This window comes from Ensifer sp. CCNWLY38, from assembly GCF_037120565.1.
GTDB classification, from domain to species: Bacteria; Pseudomonadota; Alphaproteobacteria; order Rhizobiales; family Rhizobiaceae; genus Ensifer; species Ensifer adhaerens_H.
In genome coordinates this window covers 95,389-118,353 of the sequence record NZ_JBBBBO010000004.1, presented here as the reverse complement: position 1 = coordinate 118,353, position 22,965 = coordinate 95,389, and the positions used below count along the sequence as shown (strand labels likewise).

Below are 22,965 nucleotides of genomic sequence, written 5' to 3'. Positions count from 1 at the left end.
AAGCGATTTCAGCAACATTTAAGGTTTTGATGATGTTCTTCTGTCGGGGAAACTGGGGCTCAGACTGAAGAGAATCCGAATATGAAATGCGTGGCAGCACCTTCTAAGGCGTGCATCCGATGATGCATTCCGTGGAGAACCGATTTATTGCGATTGTCTGTGGCGCAATGCTCGTTTTCATTGCCCCGCTGCTCGTTCTCTTCCTGAGCATCTCCAGCGACCGCATCGCACGCGAGCGGATTCACAACATCGAGCTGCTGATGGCGGCAAGTGCCGAGGCGCTGGGCAAACCCATCTGGGACTTCGACAGCGACGGCATCAAGCACATCGCCCGCTCTCTGATAAACGGCACCGATATCCTCTCCGTCACCGTCCGCGACCAGACCGGCTCGATCCTCGCCCAGATGCCCTTGGGCGGCGCTGTGCCCGGCACCAGGGACCGGATCCTCAGCCTGCCCATTTCCTATCAGTCCATGGATGGGATGAAGGAGATCGGGCGCATCGAGGTGAGAGTGCCGACGCCCGGCCTTCTGTCGCAATTCAGCAAGGACGAATTGGCGATCCTCGCCATCCTGCTCTTCGCCGTCGCTATCGTCTTCGCCGCGGCGCTCGTCGGCAATCGCTTCACGGTGATGCGCCCGCTGATGCGCCTGACGGCGGCGATCGAGGCGACGCGCCGCCTCGGCTCACGCCACCGGGTCGACTGGACCTCCGACGACGAAATGGGTGCGCTTGCCGCCAACTTCAACGAGATGCAGGACCGGCTCGAGCGTGAAGAGACCGAACTGAAGAATGCGCACGAACGCGTCACCGATATCTACAACCTGACACCCGCCATGCTCTTCTCGCTCGACGTCGACGGGCGCCTGCTCGCCGTCAGCGACTACTGGCTGCTGGCGACCGGTTACGATCGTGACGACGTCATCGGCCGCGACTTCGTCGATTTCATCGATCAGCACTGGCACGAAACCTATCGCACCCATGCCAAGACGATCGCGGTCGGCGACCATGAGATCCGGGAGGTCACCGTTCCTTTCCGCAAGGCGGATGGCGAACTGATGACCGTGCTGATCCAGGAGACGAAGGCGACCGGTGAAGGCAGCCTGTCGCTCTCCGTCATGACCGATGTCACGGCACTGAAGCAGGCGGAAAGCCGCAACCACACCCAGGCGATCACCGACCACCTCACCGGCCTGCTCAACCGTCAGGGGTTCGAAGCGGCACTCGACGACGCGATCCGACAGGCCGACGAATGTGGCATGCAGCTTGGCTGCCTGTTCATCGATCTCGACCGCTTCAAATGGATCAACGACAATTTCGGCCATGCGGCCGGCGACGAAGTGCTGCGCCACACGGTCGACCTCATCCATAACGCGCTGAGCCCCGGCGACATCATGGCCCGCCTCGGCGGAGACGAATTCGCCATCCTGATTTCCGACCGGGATGCGGCTGCGCTCGCAAGCGAGATCGGCGAACGCATCGTTTCGGCGCTGCGCGAGCCGATGCCGATTGCCGGCAACGAACTCCTCGTCAGCGCCAGCGTCGGCATCTCGGTATACCCGGCCCATGCAGAAAACGCCTCCGACCTCTTGCTCAAGGCGGATATGGCCATGTATGCGCGCAAGCACGATGGCAAGAACGGCCTGCAGCTCTTTGACGCCAGCATGCTCGACGCATCCCGCGAGCGCCATGAGATCGAACAGTGCATCGAGGCCGGGCTGAAGGACGACCACTTCGAGGCCTGGCTGCAGCCGATCGTCAGCCTTGCCGACGGGCAGATCGCCGGCTTCGAGGCGCTAATGCGCCTCAACCACCCGGAAAAGGGCCTGATGCCGCCCGGCAAGATCATCGGCATTGCCGAGGAAACCGGCACGATCGCCCGCATCGGCGACCGCATCCTCGAAAAGGCGATCCGCCATCTGGCTGCGATCTCCGAGCTGGACGGCACGCAGAACACCTATCTGGCCGTCAATTTCTCGCCGCTGCAATTCGAGCTGACCCTGCCGCACAAGCTCGCCGCCCTGCTCCTGAAGCACCATATTTCGCCAAGCCGGATCGTCGTCGAGATCACCGAAGCCGTGCTCATGCTCGACAATCCGGAAGTGCACGCGGTGCTGAAGCAACTCAACGAATTCGGCTGCCGCATCGCGCTCGACGATTTCGGCACCGGCTATTCGTCGCTGAGCTACCTCAACCGTTTCCCGGTCGATATCGTCAAGGTCGACCAGTCCTTCACCCGTTCGCTGAGTTCCGGCACCGCCGACATCAGGCGCAAGAGCCGCATGCTGATCAAGGGCATCCGCACCATCTCGCACCAGATGGGCTGCACCGTCGTTGCCGAAGGCATCGAGACGAAGGAGCAATGGCAGCTGCTGCGCAAGCTGGGCGTCGATTGCGGCCAGGGCTATCTCTTCAGCCGGCCGATGCAGATCGACAGCATGCTGAAGATGCTGGAAAGCGACTCGGAGGCAAAGACGGCGGCGGTGGCAGACAGGCGGGCATGATGTTCTCTGCCAGCGGTCGCGCTCTCCGATGGAGGTTCGGGACGCGGAAGCACTGCGCGGATACCGCAAGGCATGCAGCAAAAGGAGGAAAGCACGTGAAGGCGCTGATCCCAATATTTTTCCTCGGTCTCTTCACGACCGCTGAGGCGCAGGCGATCAAGTTCGTCACCGAGGAGTACCCCCCTTACAATTTTTCGACCGAGAACGGTCCGAGCGGTGCTGCGGTAGACCAGGTCAAGCGGATCATGGAGCGGCTGAAACAGCCTTACACGATCGAGGTTCTGCCCTGGGCGCGGGCCTTCATGCTGGCCGAAACCGATCCCGCCTATTGCGTTTTCACCACCGGCCACGACGCCGAACGCGACAAGAAGTTTCTATGGGTCGAACCCCTGCTGGTCGATCATATGGTCATGGTTCGCCACGCCGGCTCGGACATAGCACCGGCTTCGCTGGAAGCAGCACGTCAGTACACCGTGGGCACCCAGCGCGAGGATTTTTCCGCAACCTATCTCAGGGCGCATGGCTTTCCGAAGATCGACTATGCCGCAAACCTCGATTCGAGCGTCAAGAAGCTGATCGCCGGACGCGTCGATCTGCTTATGACGTCAGAGAAAACCTTCCAGAGCATGCGCGCCGAGGGCAAACCGGTTGAGGCGGCGCTGGTGCTTGAAGGCAAGCTCTACGGTATCGCCTGCCACCGCGATGTATCGCGGGCAACCATCGCCGCGATGCAGCGCGAGCTGGACCGGTTGGTCGGCAACGGCACCCAGGACGAGATCTTCAAGCACTACGGTCTCACGCCGAATGCCAGCCTGCGCGCCGAGAAATAAGCGTTGACTTCCCCCGGGCACGATGATTTTGGATGGCCCCACCCCGAAATCATCGACGCGTGACGACATGCTGATCATCGTAGGACTTGGCAATCCAGGTTCGAAATACGCCACCAACCGGCACAATATCGGCTTCATGGCGGTTGACGTCATTCACCGCCGGCACGGCTTTTCCTCCTGGTCGAAGAAGTTCAAGGCCGAGATCGCCGAAGGCGAGATCGCCGGCGAACGCGTGCTCCTGATGAAGCCGCAGACCTTCATGAACCTCTCCGGCGAAGCGGTCGGTGAGGCCATGCGCTTCTACAAGCTGCAGCCGAAGGACATCACCGTCATCTATGACGAGCTGGACCTGCCGGCCGCCAAGGCGCGGCTCAAGGTCGGCGGGGGCCATGGCGGCCACAACGGCATCAAGTCGATCGACGCTCATTGCGGCAAGGAGTATCGCCGCCTGCGCCTGGGCATCGGCCACCCCGGGGTCAAGGACCTCGTTCACGCCCACGTTCTCGGCGATTTCGCCAAGGCCGACCAGGCCTGGCTGGTACCGCTGCTCGACGCCATCGCCGACAATGCCGACATGCTGGTGCGCGGCGAGGATAGCCAGCTTCTGAACAAGATTGCGCTCGCGACCGGCAGCAAGCCGGAAGTGGACAAGCCCGATGCTCCGAAGAAGCAGGGCGCGCAATCGCACATCCATCAGGCCCGCAATTCAGCCCAGCCGAAGAAGCTGCCGGCGACCGGCCCGATGGCCGACATGCTGAAGAAGATGTTCGGCTCGAAGAACGACTAGCTTCCCGTTTCCGGAGCGAGCACTAGTTTTCGCTCAGGTCGGCTTTGAAGACCGACCTGGAGCACGCCCCATGAGCCACCCGGTGATTGACTGGCTTCTCGCTTCGGATCCTTCGATCCGCTGGCAAGTGATGCGTGACCTGCTGGATGCCCCGGAACCTGTGTGGAGGGCCGAGCGAGCCAAGGTGGAGACCGAAGGCTGGGGCGCCAGACTGCTGTCGCATCAGGACGACGACGGCCAATGGGCGGGCGGCGCCTTCATTCCGGCTGGTTTTGACGCGCGCGAGTGGTCCGAGCGCGGTCAGCCCTGGACGGCCACGTGCTTTTCGCTGTCGCAGCTCAGGGAATTCGGCCTCGACCCAGCATCGGGTCGGGCCAGGCGAACCGTTGAACTGATCGGCGCCAACGCCCGCTGGGACGAAGGCGGCCAGCCCTATTGGCAAGGCGAGGTCGAGGAGTGCATTAACGGCCGAACCGTGGCTGACGGCGCCTATTTCGGCGTCGACATCGCGCCCATCGTCGAAAGGCTCGTTGGCGAACGGCAGCCCGATGGCGGCTGGAACTGCGAGCGGGCGAATGGCTCAACCTGCTCATCCTTTGCAAGCACCATCAATGTGCTGGAAGGACTGCTGGAGTTCGAAAGGGCGACCGGCGGCACACCGCAGTCCAAGGCAGCGCGGGAGGCTGGTGAGGACTATCTCCTCAAGCGCAACCTCTTCCGCCGCCTGAGCACCGGCGAACCGGCGAGCAATCGGTTTCTTTGCCTCTGCCATCCGAACCGCTGGCACTACGACATCCTGCGCGCACTCGACTATTTCCGCGCGTCAGCGCTCCAGACCGGCGCCGCACCTGACCCGCGCCTCGGCGAGGCTATCGAACATCTTTCTTCGCGACGCCTTGACAACGGCACCTGGCCGCTCGACTGGAGCCCCGCCGGACGGGTGTGGTTCGATGTCGACGACGGAGCCGACGTACCGTCGCGGTGGGTGACACTCAAGGCGATGCGCGTGCTCAAATGGTGGAATGCGTCCTCACCGATGAGCAAGGCGCACTGACGTCTTCCGCATCAAACGGATAGCCGCGAACCAGAAAGAGACCCGAACGCCTAGGCGGCCCTATGCGCTGCCAGAAAAATCCGCACCGCCTCGGCCGCATGGGCCTGCAGAACCTCCGGCGCCGGAATGGCGCCGTCGCCGAGCAGCATGGCATCATTTACCGGTCCACCCATGACGAGCCAGTTGAAGAAGCCGCCAGCGACCTGCACATCCCTCACCCGGATGTCGCCCTTCTCGCTATAGCGCTTGAAGGCGACGGCAAGCCGCCTGATCGAGCGCATGGGCCCGCGCTCGTGCAGGGCTTCGCCAAGCTGCGGAAAGCGCTCGACCTCGGCAATCACCAGGCGCCGCACCTGCATCAGCCGCGGCGTCATCACGATCGCCAGCAGCTGGGTGGCATAGTCGAGCAGAAATTCTTCGATCGGCTCATCGCCATCCGGGTCGGCGACCTGCTCCTGGAACTCATCGCCGGCGCCGCCCGTCATGCTGCGCACGACCTCCAGAAACAACGCCTCCTTGCTCTGGAAATGGGAATAGACGGTTTGCTTCGACACCTCCGCGGTCGCCGCAATCTCATCCATGTTCGTGCCGAGAAAGCCATGTTTCAGGAAGAGATCGCTTGCCGCCGCCACGATCCCCTTGCGGGTGCGCTCCATGCGCGTCTTTGCGCCGTTGCTCAATTCTGCCCCTCCGCCTTGCTGCACTTCACAAATCACCAGCCACACAATAGGCCAGTCGGATTGACAAATCAAACTGGACGGTCCAGTCTAGTTAGTGAGACAGATCGGGAGAGGGCCATGGTGAAACCACAAGCAAGAAATCGAATTGCCGCCTGCCGCTGCGGTCAGGTTGCCTTTGAAGCCGTCGGTGAACCGATCGTCGGCGCCGCCTGCTATTGCACCAGCTGCCGCACCGCCGGCGAGCGCTTCGAGGCCCTGCCCGAAGCGTCGCCTGTGCTGGAAGCCGACGGCTCGACGCGCTTCGCGCTCTACCGGAAGGACAGGATCCGCTGCATCCGGGGCAGCGAGCTTTTGCGCGAGCATCGGTTGACGCCCGAGGCGCCGACGCGAAGGGTGATCGCGAGTTGCTGCAACGCCGCCATGTTCCTCGAATTCAAAGGCGGCCACTGGCTGAGCGTCTACAATCAGCGTTTCGCCCCGGACGAACAGCCGCCACTCGAAATGCGGACCATGACGAAAGATCGCAAGGCAGGCGTAGAATTCGCCGATACACTGCCGAGCTACAAGACGCATTCGGGCCGCTTCATGTGGCGGCTTTTGACCGCCTGGGCGGCCATGGGATTCAAGGCGCCCAGGATCGACTATGTGAAAGGCGAGGCCAATGGCATCTGAGGCTCAGAAGATCGAGATCGAAAACATCGTCTCTCCCGGCCACAAATACCGTGTCGACCGGGTAAAGTACGAGGCAATGCGCGAAGCCCTGCTCGCGATTCTGCCACCGGCCGCACCGGGGCTGACCGTTGCGGAAGCGAAGGAGCGGCTATTGCCGTTGTTGCCGCAGGACCTTTTCCCCGAGGGTGCAAAGGCCGGCTGGTGGCTGAAGGCGGTTCAGCTCGATCTCGAAGCAAAAGGTACGATCGGGCGGGAAACGAGCAAGCCGCTTCGTCTGCACAGGAAGGCATAGGGCAAGCCGGCACTGCCGGGCACTCCCACGCCGGTCGCTATTCCTCTGGCTCGGTGGTGAAGAGCAGTGGAAAACCCGCTTCCTTGGCAAGATCGGTTGCCGCCTTGGCCTTGGTTTCCGCAATGTCGCGCACACAGACGACGACCACCGAAGTGCCCATCTTGTGCGCCGTCATCATCACGCGGTAGCCGGCCTCCTCGCTCATATGGAACACGGCCTTGAGCACGCCGACGACAAACTCGCGCGGCGTGTAATCGTCATTGAGCAGCATGACTTTGTAAAGCTTCGGCCGTTCGAGCTTCGGCTTGACCTTCACTGTGACTTTTCTGGCAACCTCGTTGTCACTCATCGGAACCACCCCGTTGATGACGGAAAGAACGGCACGGCCGCTACCGCATAGTTCCTTATATCGGAATAGATTTAAGGGCAGATCCGAGAGGCAGATCTAAGTGTTGCAGCAACCCCGCCTCAAGAGACGCGCGCCGCCGTATGCGCACTATCCTACGGGCGGCCGCACCGATCAAGCAAAAGCAGTCACCGTCGGTCAGTTGGCAGGCCAGTGGCCGACGAACATCGACGCCGCCTCGTCATAGGAGCGGGCGCGCTCCAGTGCCGCCTCGGGCGGCTGCTTGCGCGCGAGAAGCGCGTGATAGAAGCAATGCACGAAGAGCGGCGCATCGGCCCCTTCGGGCGAACCATCGGGGGCGACATAGAGGGCTGCGCCACCCGCCCCCCACAAAGGCATCGCCGTATGCCTTTCCGCCGGTTTCGCAGCAGGTGCTGAGAACGATCTTGCCGCCGAGCCTGGCATGCTCGGCGACGACCGAAGGCGGCAGGCTACCGTCGACCAGCATCGAGGTGTCGATGCCTTCGCAGTACTCGCCGAAGACGAAACCACTTTCGTCACCGTGGCCGCAGATGGCCAGATACTGATGCACCAGATCGCCGCCGGCGAGCAAGGTCAGGAAGTCCCCGGGTGTTCCCGGCAGATGCAGCGTGACGACGGCGCCAAGGCTCTCCAGCATGGAACGGATCAGCAGCGCTTCAAGCGTGTCGCCGATATCGACGACGGCCACCGGCACGCGCGGGAACATGAATTTCTGATCGATCAATGTGGGCTCCTCAGAATTTTCGCCGCGACGGGACCGGCGGATTTCTGAGCGCATATGCGGCCCAAATACCGCGCGTTCAACGGCGCAAGCCCCTTATTTACCGTGAACGGGGTGTCCACCCTTGACCAGGAAGCGCCCTTCCCGCATAGCCACGCCAACGGAATTTAAGGATACGGACGAGACCCCATGGGCTTCAAATGCGGTATTGTCGGGCTGCCGAACGTCGGCAAGTCCACGCTCTTCAACGCACTCACCAAGACGGCGGCCGCCCAGGCGGCCAACTACCCGTTCTGCACCATCGAGCCGAACACCGGCGAAGTGGCTGTGCCGGACCCGCGCATGCGCAAGCTTGCCGACATTGCCAAGTCGAAGGAAATCATCCCGACGCGCATCTCCTTCGTCGACATCGCCGGCCTCGTGCGTGGCGCGTCGAAGGGTGAAGGCCTCGGCAACCAGTTCCTCGCCAACATCCGCGAAGTGGATGCCGTCGTACATGTGCTGCGCTGCTTCGAGGATGACGACATCACCCACGTCGAAGGCCGCATCCACCCGGTCGCCGATGCCGAGACGATCGAGACCGAGCTGATGCTCGCCGACCTCGACAGCCTCGAGCGCCGCACCGAGCAGACCCGCAAGCGCGCCGGCGGCAAGGACAAGGACTCCATGGCGCAGTTGCCGATCATGGAAGCCTCGCTGAAGCTGCTGCAGGACGGCAAGCCGGTACGCACGCTGCTTGCCACGCTCGATGCCGAAGAGCTGCGCATCCTGCAGGGCCTGAACCTTTTGACCGCCCATCCGGTGCTCTACGTCTGCAACGTCGCGGAAAGCGATGCGGTCGACGGCAACGAGCACACCCGCGCGGTTGCCGAAATGGCAAAGGCGCAAGGAGCTGAGAGCGTCGTGATTTCGGCGGCGATCGAATCCGAAGTGGCCCAGCTGCCGGAAGAAGAATCCAAGGAGTTCCTGAGCGCACTCGGTCTCGAGGAAGCCGGTCTCGACCGCCTGATCCGCGCCGGCTACAAGCTGCTGGACCTCATCACCTACTTCACCGTCGGCCCCAAGGAAACGCGCGCCTGGACGATCCAGCGCGGCACCAAGGCGCCGCAGGCCGCCGGCGTCATCCACACCGACTTCGAGCGCGGCTTCATCCGCGCCAACACGATCGCTTATGAAGATTACATCGCGCTCGGCGGCGAAGTCGGCGCCAAGGAAGCCGGCAAGGCACGCGACGAAGGCAAGGAATACGTCGTCCAGGACGGCGACGTCATCCACTTCCGCTTCAACACGTAAGACGTGGCGCGGCGATCTTGCGTAGCAGGCGCAAGATCAAAGACACAAGGCGCGCTGCAACGGTGCAGCGCACGCAGAGAACTCGGTATCACGGCGCGGCATGCAACCGCGCCGTTATCGTTTCCGGCAGCTGGTCCATGACCATGCGGCGCAGTCGCTGCCAGAAGATGCCGATGAAGAGCACGGTAACGCCGACCACCGCGAAGGCGAGGAAGACGTAGCTGTCGAGCGATGCGCCGGTCTGGCTGAGCATCGTCCAGATCGCGCCACCCAGCGACACCAGCCCGGACGTGACGAAAGCGCGGCGGTCGATGATGAGCCCGACCAGCATGAATGCGGCGACGATCAAAATGGCGGCAACCGCCTGATCGAGACCGGCCTGCCCGTCCCACCACGTTCCGCCGCTGTTCGACAGGAAGACCAGGCCCATCAGCGAATAAAGCAGAGCTGGAGCCGCGGCGAGGTGCAGCCAGAAGGCCGTGTCCGAACGGGAGGTGACGCGTTGCGGATCGGAGATGTCGTAACGCATGGCAACCGCGAAGACGGCCAATGCGCCGACAAGCAAGGTGAGCGGCAGAAGCAGGAAACGATCGCCGCTGGCGATATCGATGCCCAAGGTCTTTTCGAAGGCGAGCAGCACGGCCACCACGCAGATGAGCGCGATCGACAGCACCAGACCGGCAAGCGCCAGTGGAACGCGATAGCGCCAATAGAACAGCGCCAGCGGTATGGGGAAGGCAGAAAAGTAGGCCACCGCGAAGGTCAGGGGGCGCCAGGCATCCGCATGATCGTCCACGAACCACATCGAGGTCATCGCGACCCAATGTACGAGAGCGAGCGTCAGCATCACCGAAGGCAGCGCCAGTCGCTGGCGGCGCACCAGGATTTCCGCAAGCACGAGAATGATCGGCAAGGTCACGAGCGGACCGCCCAATCCCCACAGGCCAACGAGTACGACGACAACGCCGATCGTGATCAGGATATCGTGAAAACCCCTGATGAACCGCGGCTGCTCGCTGTCTTCGGCCGCCCGTGCATCCAATGCGGCGTCTGCCCTCTCCACCGCGGTATCCGGCGCCGCCGGACCGAAGCTGAAGCCGCGATCGGCAAGATAGACTTCCAGATCCTGCACCTGATGTGCAGAGATGATCCCTTTTTCGGCAGCGCCTGCGAGCGCTCTGTTCAGTTCGGTCACGAATGCTCCTCGATCAAGCGCCGGCGGATGCGGCAGCCAGACAGGTGGTTGCATGAACGTCCGGCATGCGCAACCTGGAAATTCAGCCCGCGCTGCCTCGCAACAGATGCGCTCAAATGGATTCCGCTTCGATAAATTATGCAGTAGGTAGACGGCAGCAAATCAGACGGGACAACTCAAGCATGCTGTATTTCGAGGATTTTTCCGAAGGGCGGCGTTTCGACTACACGCCGGTCGAGATGAAGCCGGCGGAGATGATCGCCTTCGCCAGTGAGTTCGACCAGCAGCCGATGCATCTCGACGAGGAAGCGGGAAAACGCAGCATTCTTGGCGGACTTGCCGCATCCGGCTGGCACACCAGCGCCGTCGGCATGCGCATGATGCTCGACGCCTTCATGGGCAATTCGACGTCTCAAGGCTCGCCCGGCATCGACTTCATGGACTGGAGGAAGCCGGTCATATCAGGCGATATCCTCAACGGCTTCAGCCTCGTGCTCGAGGCGCGGCGGTCGAAATCGAAGCCCGATCTCGGCATCGTCAAATTCCGCAACGAAATCACCAACCAGGCGGGTGAGCCCGTGGCGGTCTCCGAATGCACCGTTCTCTTTCGCTGCCGCGAGAAGGGGCAAGCCTGATGATGACGATGGAAGAATTCTACGCCGCTAGGGCCAGGACCGCCATCGGCAGCCTGACCTTCACGGCCGAAAACATCATCCGCTTCGCCCGCGACTTCGACCCGCAGCCTTTTCATCTCGATGAGGAAGCGGCGCGGCATTCGCTGTTCGGTGGACTCTGTGCATCGGGCTGGCATACCAGCGCCGGATGGATGCAATGCTTCGTCCGCTTCTGGAGAAACGAGCAGCGCCGGCTTGCCGCCGAGGGTCTGCGTGCGCCGAACCTCGGCCCCTCGCCCGGCTTTCGCGATCTCAAATGGTTGAAGCCGGTCTATGCCGGAGACACGGTCACCTATTTCGTGACCTTCCTCGAAAGCCGCTCGCTCACCTCGAAACCCGGCTGGCGGATCAACACGATCCTGTGCGAAGGCGACAACCAGCACGGCGAGGCGGTGATCCGCTTCGAGAGCAAGGTGATCGAGTTCGTGTAGCAACGAGCGCCGCCTTCGGGCGACGCAGCTCCAGAGACATCTTAATTCCAGCGCGGTTTGCGCGTAAAATCAGCACCAGACAAAGCGCGGTGCCGCCTGTCACTTACCCCGTGCGGGATGCCCGCCTTGCATCAAGGAAACGGGAGTGTTGGCCATGGAAAAAACCCATGTCTGTGAACTGGCGGACGCCTATCTGCGTCTCGGCGGCCATCGCCGTGTCGTGATCGACGATAACGAGACATCCGTCAGAAGTTGGGAAGACGAGCCTCCGGAAGCCGAACAGTTCTGGCAAAAGGAAGTAGAGACACTGCCACCCGCCACACAGCGTGAAGTTCAGCTGATGTTGCGGACGATCAATCGCCTCTGAAGCGATCGAAAATGATCCGGTGCGGCACGGCAGCGCGGATTTCGATCCGCGCCGCTATCGCCCATCAGGATCAGTGGCCTTCGAATTCGATCAGCGTGCGGACATTGACGCCGAGCGCTTCGAGCTTCTTGCGTCCACCGAGATCGGGGAGGTCGATGACGAAGCAGGCGGCGACGATATCGGCGCCCATCTGCTTCAGAAGCTTGGTGGCAGCTTCCGCCGTCCCGCCGGTCGCAATCAGATCGTCGACGAGGATCACCTTTTCACCCGGCTTGATCGCGTCCTTGTGCATCTCCATCTCGTCGACGCCGTATTCCAGGCTGTAGGCGATGCGCACGGTGTCGTGCGGCAGCTTGCCCTTCTTGCGGATCGGCACGAAGCCGGAGGAAAGCTGGTGTGCGATCGCGCCACCGAGAATGAAACCGCGCGCTTCGATGCCGGCGATCTTGTCGATCTTGGTGCCGGCATAGGGATGCACCAGTTCATCGATCGCGCGGCGGAATGCACGCGGATTGCCGAGCAGCGTGGTGATATCGCGAAACATCACGCCCGGCTTCGGATAATCAGGAATGTTCCGGATCGCGGAGATCAGTTCCGATTGAACGGTGGTCATGGGCAAAAGGGCCTTTGCGTCTCTTGTTACCGCAAACCCATAACACCATCGGCCTCTTTGTCTATAACGGTTTCTTCTCGCGTCGTCGGCGGGAACAATTGGCCGCCCTTGGGGGTTGATGCTACTCTAATCGTGCGGTCGCCCGACCGGCGCGCCGCGCTCTCGCATCAAAGTTTAGACAGGGAAGGAAGCACCATGCGCCTGTTTGAATGCGGTTCCCTCGTCCCGGGTTGCGAATGGCACACGCGCGCCGACAACGATGCCGAAATCGTGCGCCGCGCCGTCGAGCACATGCGCGAAACGCACGGCGAGACGGTCATTCGCGAAAACATGATCGACAACATCAAGGCCCGGATCACCGACGAATCCAAGGCGGCGTAGCCGTCCGGTCAAGGCGGCGTAAAGCCGTCCGGCCCAGACGGGGTAGCCGTCCTCAAGGCGGCGCTAGCCGTCCGCCTAGTCCGGCTGCACCATGGCTTCGAGCCGGGCGATGAGGTTTGCCCGGTCGAGACTGAAGTTGCGCTCGATCCAGAGATTTTCGAGTTCGCCGAGGATCTCCCCCACGCGCGGGCCCGCCGCAACGCCGGCCTTCAGCACGTCGCCGCCATTCAGCGGGAAGCTAGGCCGCTTCCAGGTCTCGGCGCGTGCCAGCAGCCGGCGCAGTGCCGCGGTCTCCGACAGCAGCGCCGGGTCGCCTTCCGACTTGCGCCGCGCCGTTGCCAGCGCCAGCCGCAGCGCTACGACAATCCCCTCCACGCCATGACGATAGAGCAACCGATCGAAGGCCGTGTCGACGGTGGTCGCGGGGACCGCCGGCGCCTTGGCCCAGCGGCTGAAATAGGCAGCTTCCGCCTTCGACAGACGGAGGCGCTCCGCCATTGCCTCCAGCCGCTCTTCATCCGGCGGCACGATTGCGGCCAGGCGCAGAAGCGGGTCCGGCGTCCAGCCAAAGGCCCGCTCGGCGGCAACGATATCCGGGATCGCGTCGATCCCCCATTTTTCCGTTTCCGGCAGAATTTCGGTCAGCACGCCGGCCTGGCGCATCCACAGCAGCGACCGGCCCGGATCGGCGGCGGAAAGCAACTTCTTTGTTTCGGCCCAGACCCGCTCGGCCGAAAGCGTTGCAAGCTTCGAGCGCGCCCTGGCACAGGCGCGCAAGCCCTCGGCATCCGGCCTGCCGCTGCCGTAATGCGCGAAGAACCGGAAGAAACGCAGAATGCGCAGATAGTCCTCGGCGACGCGTTCGGAAGCATCGCCGATGAAGCGCAACGTGCGCGTCTCGATGTCCGAGAGCCCACCGACATCGTCGAACACGTCACCGCGATCGTTCGCGTACAGTGCGTTGATGGTGAAATCCCGCCGTTCGGCATCCGCCTTCCAGTCGGTGCCGAAGGCGACTTCCGCGCGCCGGCCATCGGTCGAAACGTCACGCCGGAGCGTCGTCACCTCATAGGGCGTTCCGTCGATGACGAGCGTCACGGTGCCGTGATCGATGCCTGTTGGCACCAACTTGATGCCTGCCGCCTTCGCCCGCTCAGCGACCTGGTCGGGGCGCCAGGTGGTCGCCATATCGATGTCGCCGGCCGGCAGGCCCATCAGGCTGTTGCGCACGGCGCCGCCGACAACCCTGACTTCGCCGCCCTCGACGTTCAGGACCTCGAAAACACGGCGGAGAGAGGGCGATGAAAACCAGCCTTCGCCGGCAACGGAAGTCATGCGTAAAGCCTTTCATAGAGCATGCGGAGAATGCCGGCGGTGATACCCCAGATGTTATGGTCACCATAGGGCATTCGATAGAAATGCCGCTCCTCGCCCTGCCAATGCCCGCGACCGCGGGCGTGATTGCTCGGATTCATCAGGAAGGACAGCGGCACTTCGAAGACGCTTTCGACCTCTTCCGGATTCGCCATCAGCTCGAAGCCGGGCTTGACCACCGCCAGCACCGGGGTGATGCGAAAACCGGACATGGCCATGTAGTGCGGCAGCCGGCCGATGGTTTCGACGAAGCGCGGATCGAGGCCGATCTCCTCCTGCGCTTCGCGCAGTGCCGCCACTTCGACGGACCGGTCCTCTGGATCGACGGCGCCGCCGGGAAAGGCGACCTGGCCGGAATGCTTGCGCAGGCCCGCCGTGCGCTGGGTCAGGATGACGCTCGCATCGTCGCCATCGTCGACGACGGGCACAAGGACTGCGGCATCCTTGAGATGCAGCGTCTCCAGATAGGGCACGATGCCCGGATTGAGCAGGAAATCGCCATGGTCGCGCCAGGAGGTTTCCACCGGTCCACCCATCTGGGTCAGCGCGCGTCGACGGAACTCGTCAGCGGAGAAGAGATGCCGGTTCATCGCGACAGCGCTTCCAGTTCGGCCGCCGGCATGATCGGGAAGACGGCGCCGCCCGAGCGTACGCAGAACATCTCGGTGCCATCGACTTCAAGCGTCTCACCGAGTTCGACGATGTCATACATGACCGGCCGGGAGACCAGCGCCTCCAGGCGCCCGCGCACATGCAGATAGGGCTTCAGCTCCCGGTTCTCGCCGTGGATGACGAAGCGCAGCGGATGCTCCGGCCCGGCTTCGACCACATCGCCGACATTGGTGCGGAAGGTCAGGACCTGGCCCTCTTCCCCTTGGGTCATGCTCATTTCGACGGCCACGAAGGGCGCATCGACGATGCGGATGCCGACCTTTTCCACAGGAGTCACGAGATAGGTGCGCCCGTCCTCGTCCTTGCGCAAGACGGTGGAAAACAGCCGGACCAGGGGCTGCCGGCCGATCGGTGTGCCGAGATAGAACCAGGTGCCGTCGGCGCGGATCTCCATGTCGATGTCGCCGCAGAACGGCGGATTCCAGCGGTCCACCGGCGGCAAGCCGCGCGCCTTTTCGCCGGTCTGCCCCGCAGCACGCGCAATCAGTGCCGCCAGTCCGGCGGCATCACCGGTTTGCTGAATTTCGGCTTCTGCCATTGTTCCGTCCCGTTTGACCCCGATTTTCAGATCGAGACCTTTGATATCTCACGAGATAGTGCGTCGGCGCCGACTTGTCAGCCGTCCGGCAGGGTCTAAATTGGAATTTGGCAACTGAAATCCCGGTATGGGGCGATTCGGTTTAACAACGGGCAACCGGGGAGTACGACCATGACTGTGATGAAGGGCGCGACCGACGCGATCGACGAGAAGGCGATTGTCGCCGCGGCCGAAAGCGCTCTCGGCGAAATCGCCCGGGTGCGTGCGGAAGTCGGCAAGGTCATCTTCGGCCAGGAAAGCGTTGTCGAGCAGACGCTGCTCGCCGTTCTCTCCGGCGGCCATGCCCTGCTCGTCGGCGTTCCGGGCCTTGCCAAGACGAAGCTCGTCGCCACGCTCGGCACCGTACTCGGCCTTGATTCCAGCCGCGTGCAGTTCACGCCCGACCTGATGCCGTCAGACATTCTCGGCTCCGAAGTCATGGACCAGGATGCGGCCGGCCATCGCTCGTTCCGCTTCATTCACGGCCCGATCTTCACGCAATTGCTGATGGCCGACGAAATCAACCGCGCCTCGCCGCGCACGCAATCGGCGCTGCTGCAGGCGATGCAGGAGTATCACATCACCGTGGCCGGCGCCCGCAAGGACCTGCCGGCGCCCTTCCACGTGCTTGCCACCCAGAACCCCCTGGAGCAGGAGGGCACCTATCCCCTGCCCGAGGCTCAGCTCGACCGCTTTCTGATGCAGGTCGATGTCGGCTATCCGGACCTTGCGGCCGAGCGGCAGATCCTGCTCGAGACCACGGGTGTCAGCGAAGCAACCGCCCACCCGGTCATCGATGCCGCGCGGCTGCAGCAGATCCAGGCCCTCATCCGCCAGATGCCGGTCGGTGAAAAGGTGGTCGACGCGATCCTGGACCTCGTTCGCTCCGCCCGTCCCGGCAACGGCAATGCCGCGACCGACAAGAACGTCGCCTGGGGTCCAGGACCGCGCGCCGGCCAGGCGCTGATGCTCTGCGCCCGCGCCCGCGCGCTTTACGACGGCCGCCTGGCGCCATCGATCGACGACATCCTGGCGCTTGCCGAGCCCGTGCTTCAGCACCGCATGGCGCTGACCTTCGCTGCCCGCGCCGAAGGCATGACCGTGCGCGACGTCATCGCCGATCTGGTGAAACAGGCCAGAGGCTAAGGCATGGCCACCGTCGGGCACATAGTCTCGCGTACTCCTGCTGGTGAAGTACTTTCCCGCGCGCAACAGCGCGCCATGCTCGTCCCCGATTGCCTGGTCGAAGCACGGCGGATCGCCAACACCGTGATCTCTGGCTGGCATGGCCGGCGCAAGCGCGGCATCGGCGAGAATTTCTGGCAGTTCCGGCCCTATAGCGACGGCGAAAGCATGTCGCGCATCGACTGGCGCCGTTCGGCCCGCGACGACCACACTTACGTGCGCGACCGCGAATGGGAGGCTGCGCATACCATCTGGCTGTGGGCGGATCTTTCCCCGTCGATGATGTACAAGTCGAGGCTCGGCACGGTCTCCAAGGAGAGCCGCGCGCTCGTGTTGATGCTGGCGCTCGCCGAGATCCTCGCGCGCTCCGGCGAACGCATCGGCTGCCCCGGCATCATGGAACCGATCTCGGCCCGCAATGCCGCCGAACGGCTGGCGACCGCAATCATGCTGAGCCCGCTCGCTGAAGGCCTCCCCGACACCGGCATGATCCGCAGCGCCAGCGATCTCGTGCTGATCGGCGATTTTCTCGATCCGGCGGAAAAGATCATGGACCGCCTCGGCCCGCTGGCACGGCGGGGTTTGCGCGGCCATGTGGTCGAGATCGCCGACCCTGCAGAAGAGGTGTTTCCCTATAGCGGCCGCACCGAATTCACCGACCCGGAGACCGGCGAGAAGCTGACGGCCGGCCGCGCCGAAGTGCTGCGCGAGGACTACCAGCGCGCCTATGTCAGCCGCCGCGACAGCCTGGGCGTGACGCTCCGCCACCTCGGCTGGACCTTTACCCCGCACAGAACCGACCGGCCCGCCTCGGAGGCGCTCGTCGCCGTGCACACCTATCTCTCCGGCATGCCGGGACGCGCGACGCATGGGGGCCAGCTATGAGCAGCTTGCCCTTCCTCTTCACCAACCCCGCCATCCTCGCCGCCCTGGTTGCCCTGCCTGTCATCTGGTGGCTGCTGCGCATGACGCCGCCAAGGCCTGCGGCCGAAGTCTTCCCGCCGCTGCGCATCCTGGCGTCGGTGATGAAACGCGAGGAAACCCCGGCCCAAAGCCCCTGGTGGCTGACCCTGCTGCGCATGCTGATGGCCGCGGCGGTGATCCTGGCGATCGCCGATCCCGTATTCAACCCGCGACAGAACACGCTTTCCTCGGCTGGCCCGCTGGCGCTCGTCATCGACAACAGCTGGGCGACGGTCTCCGATTGGGATCGGCGGGTCGAGGCCGCCAACGCGCTCATCGACGACGCGGAGGCGAAGGATCTGCCGGTTTCGATCGTCTTCACGACCGACCGACAGCACGATGCGACCCCGGCTTCCGCCACCACCGCGCGCGACCGCCTGGCCGCGGCGCAGCCGCAACCGCTGCCGGCCGCGCGCGATCGGGCGCTTGCTGCCATGAAAGCCGCCCTCGCGAGCTCGCCGCCTGGCACGCTTGCGTTCCTCAGTGACGGGATCGAGGCCGGGGACGGTCAGACGATGCGCCAAGTCGCGGAGATCGGCGCGACCAACGTCCGCCGGATCGAAGGCAATGCGGAAAGCGCCATCGCGTTGACGTCCGCGACCAACGAGAACGAGGGCATGCGGGTCACGGCATCGCGGCTGCCGCTTGGCGAGCCGCGCGCCTATTACGTCTTTGCCCGCGACGCGCGCGGCACCGCCATCGCCGAAGGCGAGCTCCGCTTCGCCTCCGGCGCCACGGCAGCGAATGCCCTGTTGAGGGCCCCCTTCGAGCTGCGCAACGATTTCGCGCGACTGACGATCGAGGGCCAGGCGACGGCCGGCGGCATCCACCTGCTCGACGATGGCAATCGCCGTCGTCGCGTGGCCTTGCTGAGCGGCGAGGTTCACCAGTCGCAACCGCTGCTTTCACCGCTCTATTATATCAAGCGGGCGCTCGAACCGCATGCCGACCTGATCGAGCCGCGAGAGGAAGCGATCGGCAAGGCGATTGCCGAACTTCTCGCTCAAAATCCGTCGATCCTGGTCATGGCCGACGTCGGCCGGTTGCCGGACGAAAGCTATCCGCTGGTGACGCGCTGGCTGGAGAATGGCGGCATGCTCGTTCGCTTTGCCGGCCCGAGGCTGGCCGGTGCACCTGCCGACGACCCGCTCGTCCCCGTCGTGCTCAGGCAGGGCGAACGGTCCCTCGACGGCGCGCTCTCCTGGTCAGAGCCGCAGCCGCTTGCCGACTACCCAACTTCCAGCCCCTTTGCCGGTCTCGAGCATCCGCGCGATGTCCTTGTCAAACGCCAGGTTCTGGCGCAGCCGACACCGGACCTTGCCGAACGGACCTGGGCCAACCTCGCCGATGGCACGCCGTTGGTCACGACAGCCGAACGCGGACGTGGACGCATCGTGCTCTTCCACGTGAGCGCCGACCCGGGCTGGTCGAACCTGCCGATTTCAGGCTCCTTCGTCGACATGCTGCGCCGGTCCATCCAGCTTTCACGTGCCGGCGGCATTGCCGGCGACCAGACAAGCAAGGCGCAGACCCTGCCGCCCTATCGCCTGGTAAACGCCCGGGGAGAACTGACCACGGAGACGGGCAGCGCCCGGCCGCTTGAGATCGCCCCCGGAGTTGCGCCGATTGTTTCCGCAGATACACCGCCCGGCCTCTACGGCTCGGAAGAGGGCTTCGTTGCCAACAATCTTCTCCCCGACGGCGGCAGCATCGCTCCTATCAGAGGCAGCCTCGTCAGCGAACGCGCGGAGGGGCTGGAAGGCGTGCGCCCGTTCTCGATCCGGCCGTATCTCTTCGGGCTCGCGCTGATGCTTTTCCTGATCGACACGTTGATCGTGCTTTATATGGCCGGCGGCCTCACGGGATTGCGCCGCCGCGCTGCCGGTGGCGCGGCCACGGCAGCCCTGCTTGCAACCCTTGGCCTTGCCACGCTTGGTCTTGCTGCCCTTGGTCTTGTTGCCCTGGCACCCACGATTGTTCACGCGCAGGATAGCCAGCCAAGCGACGCGCAGACACTGCAACGCCTCGACACGACCCACCTCGCCTATGTCATAACCGGCGAGGCCGAGGTCGATCGATTGTCGGAACAGGGCCTCCTGGGCCTCAGCAACTACCTGACCTATCGCACGGCTCTGGAACCGGGCGCCCCCGTTGGCGTCGATCTGGAACAGGACGAGCTGGCGTTCTACCCGATCATCTATTGGCCGGTATCTGCCACGGCGCCGATGCCGAGCAGCAGAGTGATGAGCCGGATCGACGCCTATATGCGCAATGGCGGGACTGTGCTCTTCGACACGCGCGACCAGTTCTCCTCGCTCACGCCTTCGGCAGCGGGCGACAGCCCCAATGTGCAGCGCCTGCAGGAGATGCTGAACGGCCTCGACATTCCGCCGCTGGAACCGGTGCCCTCCGACCACGTGCTCACAAAGGCCTTCTACCTGCTTTCGAATTTTCCCGGGCGTTACACCGAGAGCCAGTTGTGGGTGGAAGCCGCGCCCCATGACGCCGAGGAGCAGACGAACCGACCGGTGCGCGGCGGCGATGGCGTCACGCCGATCATGATCACCGGCAACGACTTCGCCGGCGCCTGGGCTGTCGACACCAACGGCGCGCCGCTTCTGCCGACGGTACCGCCGGACGAAATGCAGCGCGAATATGCCTATCGGGCGGGGGTCAACATCATGATGTACATGCTGACCGGCAACTACAAGTCCGATCAGGTTCATGTGCCGGACCTCCTCCAGAGGCTTGGGCAGTGAGGGCTGATCGATGACTTATGGTTTTGCTCCGCTGCTTCCACTGATGTTCTTCGTGCCGCTTCTGATCGTCGCGGCGCTGTTCATCGGCTACGGCCTATGGCGAAAGATACGCGGCGCCTGGCTGCGCGCCCTCGCCTTGGCCGCACTCGCCCTGGCGATCGCCAATCCTTCCATCTTCGTCGAACTGCGTGATCCGCTCTCGACGATCGTCGCGATCGTGGTTGACCGCAGCCAGAGCCAGCAGAATGGCGACCGCACCGAGCAGACCGATCGTGCGGTCGAGGGCCTGAAGGCGCGGCTGGCGGCGATACCGCTGATCGAGCCGCGCATCGTCGAGGCCAAGACCGATCCGGCGAGCGTCTCGCCGGCGACCAACCTCTTCACCACACTCGCGACAGCGCTCGCCGATGTTCCGCCAGCGCGCATCGGCGGCGCCATCTTCGTGACCGATGGCCAGATCCACGACGTGCCCGACGTCAGCCGCAAACTGGGTTTCGACGCCCCGGTTCATGGCCTGATCACCGGCAAGCCTGATGAGTTCGACCGGCGCGTCGAGCTCATCAACCCGCCGCGCTTCGGCATCGTCGGCGAAGAGCAGAAGCTCTCGTTCCGGGTTGTCGACGACGGCGCCGCACCCGGCGGGACCGCGGAAGTCAGCATCCGCCTCAACGGCAACGAAATCGCCCGGGAACGGGCCGAGCCGGGCACCGACGTCCCCTTCAGCTTCAAGGTTACACGCGGCGGCAACAACGTGCTCGAATTTGCGGTGGATGCGGTTCCGGGCGAAGTGACCACGACCAACAACCGTGCGGTTCATGTGCTCGACGGCATTCGCGAAAATCTGCGCGTGCTGCTTGTGTCCGGCGAGCCTCATGCCGGTGAGCGTGCCTGGCGTAATCTCCTGAAATCCGACGCCGCGGTCGATCTCGTGCACTTCACCATTCTGCGTCCGCAGGAAAAGCAGGATGGTACGCCGATCAACGAACTGTCGCTGATCGCGTTCCCGACGCGTGAACTGTTCGTCGACAAGATCAACGAGTTCGACCTGATCATCCTCGATCGCTACCAGCATCGTGGCCTGCTGCCGATCCTCTACTACGACAACATCGCGCAATATGTGGAGAACGGCGGCGCGCTTCTGATTGCCGCCGGGCCGGAACATGCCGGCGACGATTCGATCGCCGCAACGCCGCTCTCGGCCGTGCTTCCGGCCGCGCCCACGGGTGTGATGAACGAGAAGGCCTTCTTCCCCCGCCTGTCGGAGGAAGGGAAGAAACATCCGGTAACCCGCGGCCTCGAAGGCTCCGATAGCGAGCCGCCGCACTGGGGCCGCTGGTTCCGTACGGTCGATGTCGACAGGCCTGAGGGCAATACGGTGATGGAAGCGGCCGATGGCAAGCCGCTGCTCGTGCTCAACCGTGTGGGCAAGGGCCGCGTCGCCATGCTGCTCTCCGACCAGGGCTGGCTTTGGGCTCGCGGCTTCGAAGGCGGCGGTCCGCATGTCTCGCTCTATCGCCGCACCGCCCATTGGCTGATGCAGGAGCCCTCGCTCGAAGAAGAGGCGCTGACGGCACGCGCCCGGGGCCGCACGCTGGAAATCACCCGTCAGACGATCGACGGTGACCCGGGTCCCGTTTCGCTCGTTTCGCCGTCGGGCCAAAAGCAGGACGTGAAGTTGACCGAGCGCCAGCCGGGTCTCTATTCGGCAGAACTCGCCACGACCGAGACCGGCCTGTTCGAGATGGCCAATGGTGAACTCACGGCCCTTGCCCATGTCGGCGATCCCAATGCGCCCGAGTTCAAGGCGGCGATCTCGACCGAGGACAAGCTGCGCCCGTGGGCGGAGAAGACCAAGGGGCTGGTGCGGCGTCTCGCAAGCGCCGACGGGCCGCTCGATCTGCCGACGGTCCTGCCGGTCAGAGGCTCGATACGTTCGGCCGACGACCAGCGCCTCTCTATCCGCATGACCGACGAAACCGTGCTGAAGGGCATCAACTCGCTGCCGCTGTTTACCGGCCTCCTCGGGCTTGCGGCACTGCTCTTCCTGATCTCCGCCACCTGGTATCGCGAGGGACGATGACCGAACGGAACGTCGTCGTCAGCAACCTTCGCGACACACCGCATTTCTTCGATGCCGTGGCCGATCGCATCTGGCGCGCTTGGTGGGAGCCGCGGGGGTTTCCTCTGAGCCATATTACCTGCCTGCTGCAGGAGAGCCTCACCGAAGATGCAGAACCCCTTTGCCTGGTGGCACACGCCGGAGATCGCTTCGTCGGCACCGCCTCTGTAATTGCCTCGGACCTCGAGGAGCGACCGGACCTCTCACCCTGGGTGGCGGCCGTCTGGGTCGACCCGCCGTTCCGCGGCACCGGCATCGGCGGCGACATCGTGCTGAAGGCCGCCCGTGCGGCCCTCGATGCAGGCGCAGAGGCCGTGCATCTCTGCGCCCTTCCCGGCAAGCGCGCCTTTTACGAGCGTCTCGGCTGGCGGCTCGATGAAAGGGACGTGGGCGAGGATCGCCTCGACGTCTTCAGCATGCGCCGCACCTGAGAG

General features: G+C 63.8%; 25 protein-coding genes. 17 read left to right on the top strand and 8 right to left on the bottom strand.

What is annotated here, in order from left to right; all coding sequences use genetic code 11:
- Nucleotides 1–119: 119 nt before the first annotated feature.
- The 4 genes from V7S54_RS10165 to V7S54_RS10150 all read left to right on the top strand — a co-directional run bounded on the left by V7S54_RS10165 (nt 120) and on the right by V7S54_RS10150 (nt 5,175).
- Nucleotides 120–2,504 carry a putative bifunctional diguanylate cyclase/phosphodiesterase gene (locus V7S54_RS10165; protein WP_065375722.1) on the top strand — a complete coding sequence of 795 codons (2,385 nt, stop codon included), beginning with the start codon at nt 120–122 and terminating at the stop codon, nt 2,502–2,504.
- 95 nt (nt 2,505–2,599) lie between these two features.
- Complete coding sequence (locus V7S54_RS10160) at nt 2,600–3,334, top strand: substrate-binding periplasmic protein (RefSeq protein ID WP_065375723.1); 735 nt, start codon at nt 2,600–2,602, stop codon at nt 3,332–3,334.
- A 67-nt stretch (nt 3,335–3,401) separates the two neighbouring features.
- Nucleotides 3,402–4,121 (top strand): aminoacyl-tRNA hydrolase, encoded by a 720-nt coding sequence (gene pth / locus V7S54_RS10155; RefSeq protein ID WP_065375724.1) that lies wholly within the window; start codon nt 3,402–3,404, stop codon nt 4,119–4,121.
- Between the two features lie 70 nt (nt 4,122–4,191).
- Nucleotides 4,192–5,175 carry a squalene cyclase gene (locus V7S54_RS10150; RefSeq protein WP_065375725.1) on the top strand — a complete coding sequence of 328 codons (984 nt, stop codon included), beginning with the start codon at nt 4,192–4,194 and terminating at the stop codon, nt 5,173–5,175.
- A 50-nt stretch (nt 5,176–5,225) separates the two neighbouring features.
- On the opposite strand, the gene V7S54_RS10145 is transcribed toward V7S54_RS10150, so the two are convergent.
- A complete protein-coding gene (locus V7S54_RS10145; protein WP_234793134.1) occupies nt 5,226–5,855 on the bottom strand; it encodes a TetR/AcrR family transcriptional regulator in 630 nt (209 codons plus the stop codon).
- A gap of 117 nt (nt 5,856–5,972) precedes the next feature.
- On the opposite strand from V7S54_RS10145, the gene V7S54_RS10140 reads away from it, so the two are divergent.
- Entirely contained in the window at nt 5,973–6,527 is a 555-nt protein-coding gene (locus V7S54_RS10140; protein ID WP_083203740.1) for a GFA family protein, read from the top strand.
- Entirely contained in the window at nt 6,517–6,819 is a 303-nt protein-coding gene (locus tag V7S54_RS10135; RefSeq protein ID WP_065375726.1) for a DUF6958 family protein, read from the top strand. Before V7S54_RS10140 ends, V7S54_RS10135 begins: the two co-directional genes overlap by 11 nt.
- Before the next feature lie 37 nt (nt 6,820–6,856).
- On the opposite strand, the gene clpS is transcribed toward V7S54_RS10135, so the two are convergent.
- Entirely contained in the window at nt 6,857–7,168 is a 312-nt protein-coding gene (gene clpS, locus V7S54_RS10130) for an ATP-dependent Clp protease adapter ClpS (protein WP_065375727.1), read from the bottom strand.
- Nucleotides 7,169–7,363: 195 nt separating this feature from the next.
- Entirely contained in the window at nt 7,364–7,564 is a 201-nt protein-coding gene (locus tag V7S54_RS10125) for a hypothetical protein (protein ID WP_210183812.1), read from the bottom strand.
- 64 nt (nt 7,565–7,628) lie between these two features.
- Between V7S54_RS10125 and V7S54_RS10120 the strand changes: the two genes are divergently transcribed.
- Both V7S54_RS10120 and ychF read left to right on the top strand, forming a co-directional pair.
- Nucleotides 7,629–7,979 carry a hypothetical protein gene (locus V7S54_RS10120; RefSeq protein ID WP_210183813.1) on the top strand — a complete coding sequence of 117 codons (351 nt, stop codon included), beginning with the start codon at nt 7,629–7,631 and terminating at the stop codon, nt 7,977–7,979.
- 138 nt (nt 7,980–8,117) lie between these two features.
- Nucleotides 8,118–9,221: a redox-regulated ATPase YchF gene (gene ychF, locus V7S54_RS10115; RefSeq protein ID WP_065375728.1), complete on the top strand. Its 1,104-nt coding sequence runs from the start codon at nt 8,118–8,120 to the stop codon at nt 9,219–9,221.
- Nucleotides 9,222–9,309: 88 nt separating this feature from the next.
- Here the strand turns inward: ychF and V7S54_RS10110 are convergent, their stop codons facing one another.
- Nucleotides 9,310–10,416, bottom strand: coding sequence for a hypothetical protein (locus tag V7S54_RS10110; RefSeq protein ID WP_065375729.1), 1,107 nt, complete (start codon nt 10,414–10,416; stop codon nt 9,310–9,312).
- Nucleotides 10,417–10,598: 182 nt separating this feature from the next.
- Between V7S54_RS10110 and V7S54_RS10105 the strand changes: the two genes are divergently transcribed.
- The 3 genes from V7S54_RS10105 to V7S54_RS10095 all read left to right on the top strand — a co-directional run bounded on the left by V7S54_RS10105 (nt 10,599) and on the right by V7S54_RS10095 (nt 11,888).
- Nucleotides 10,599–11,051 (top strand): MaoC family dehydratase, encoded by a 453-nt coding sequence (locus V7S54_RS10105; RefSeq protein ID WP_065375730.1) that lies wholly within the window; start codon nt 10,599–10,601, stop codon nt 11,049–11,051.
- A complete protein-coding gene (locus V7S54_RS10100; RefSeq protein ID WP_083203741.1) occupies nt 11,051–11,521 on the top strand; it encodes a MaoC family dehydratase in 471 nt (156 codons plus the stop codon). Before V7S54_RS10105 ends, V7S54_RS10100 begins: the two co-directional genes overlap by 1 nt.
- Nucleotides 11,522–11,675: 154 nt before the next feature.
- Nucleotides 11,676–11,888 (top strand): hypothetical protein, encoded by a 213-nt coding sequence (locus tag V7S54_RS10095; protein ID WP_057253108.1) that lies wholly within the window; start codon nt 11,676–11,678, stop codon nt 11,886–11,888.
- Nucleotides 11,889–11,958: 70 nt separating this feature from the next.
- Here V7S54_RS10095 and V7S54_RS10090 read toward each other — a convergent pair whose 3' ends face one another.
- Entirely contained in the window at nt 11,959–12,501 is a 543-nt protein-coding gene (locus tag V7S54_RS10090; protein ID WP_057253106.1) for an adenine phosphoribosyltransferase, read from the bottom strand.
- A 195-nt stretch (nt 12,502–12,696) separates the two neighbouring features.
- Between V7S54_RS10090 and V7S54_RS10085 the strand changes: the two genes are divergently transcribed.
- A complete protein-coding gene (locus V7S54_RS10085; RefSeq protein ID WP_057253104.1) occupies nt 12,697–12,882 on the top strand; it encodes a DUF1059 domain-containing protein in 186 nt (61 codons plus the stop codon).
- 75 nt (nt 12,883–12,957) lie between these two features.
- Here the strand turns inward: V7S54_RS10085 and V7S54_RS10080 are convergent, their stop codons facing one another.
- From V7S54_RS10080 to V7S54_RS10070, 3 genes are read right to left on the bottom strand one after another with little or no spacing between them, the layout of a single operon-like run.
- Entirely contained in the window at nt 12,958–14,217 is a 1,260-nt protein-coding gene (locus V7S54_RS10080; protein WP_065375731.1) for a CCA tRNA nucleotidyltransferase, read from the bottom strand.
- Entirely contained in the window at nt 14,214–14,846 is a 633-nt protein-coding gene (locus tag V7S54_RS10075; protein WP_065375732.1) for a CoA pyrophosphatase, read from the bottom strand. The genes V7S54_RS10080 and V7S54_RS10075 overlap by 4 nt, the downstream gene beginning before the upstream one ends.
- Complete coding sequence (locus tag V7S54_RS10070; protein ID WP_065375733.1) at nt 14,843–15,466, bottom strand: DUF1285 domain-containing protein; 624 nt, start codon at nt 15,464–15,466, stop codon at nt 14,843–14,845. The genes V7S54_RS10075 and V7S54_RS10070 overlap by 4 nt, the downstream gene beginning before the upstream one ends.
- Nucleotides 15,467–15,637: 171 nt before the next feature.
- On the opposite strand from V7S54_RS10070, the gene V7S54_RS10065 reads away from it, so the two are divergent.
- Genes V7S54_RS10065 through V7S54_RS10045 form a run of 5 tightly spaced genes read left to right on the top strand, consistent with a single transcriptional unit; the run spans nt 15,638 to nt 22,962 of the window.
- A complete protein-coding gene (locus V7S54_RS10065) occupies nt 15,638–16,651 on the top strand; it encodes an AAA family ATPase (RefSeq protein ID WP_065375734.1) in 1,014 nt (337 codons plus the stop codon).
- A 3-nt stretch (nt 16,652–16,654) separates the two neighbouring features.
- Nucleotides 16,655–17,575, top strand: a complete 921-nt coding sequence (locus tag V7S54_RS10060; RefSeq protein ID WP_065375735.1) for a DUF58 domain-containing protein — start codon at nt 16,655–16,657, stop codon at nt 17,573–17,575.
- Nucleotides 17,572–20,412, top strand: a complete 2,841-nt coding sequence (locus V7S54_RS10055) for a DUF4159 domain-containing protein (protein ID WP_336408380.1) — start codon at nt 17,572–17,574, stop codon at nt 20,410–20,412. Before V7S54_RS10060 ends, V7S54_RS10055 begins: the two co-directional genes overlap by 4 nt.
- Before the next feature lie 10 nt (nt 20,413–20,422).
- A complete protein-coding gene (locus V7S54_RS10050) occupies nt 20,423–22,492 on the top strand; it encodes a hypothetical protein (RefSeq protein ID WP_065374246.1) in 2,070 nt (689 codons plus the stop codon).
- A complete protein-coding gene (locus tag V7S54_RS10045; protein WP_065374247.1) occupies nt 22,489–22,962 on the top strand; it encodes a GNAT family N-acetyltransferase in 474 nt (157 codons plus the stop codon). Before V7S54_RS10050 ends, V7S54_RS10045 begins: the two co-directional genes overlap by 4 nt.
- Nucleotides 22,963–22,965 lie beyond the last annotated feature (3 nt).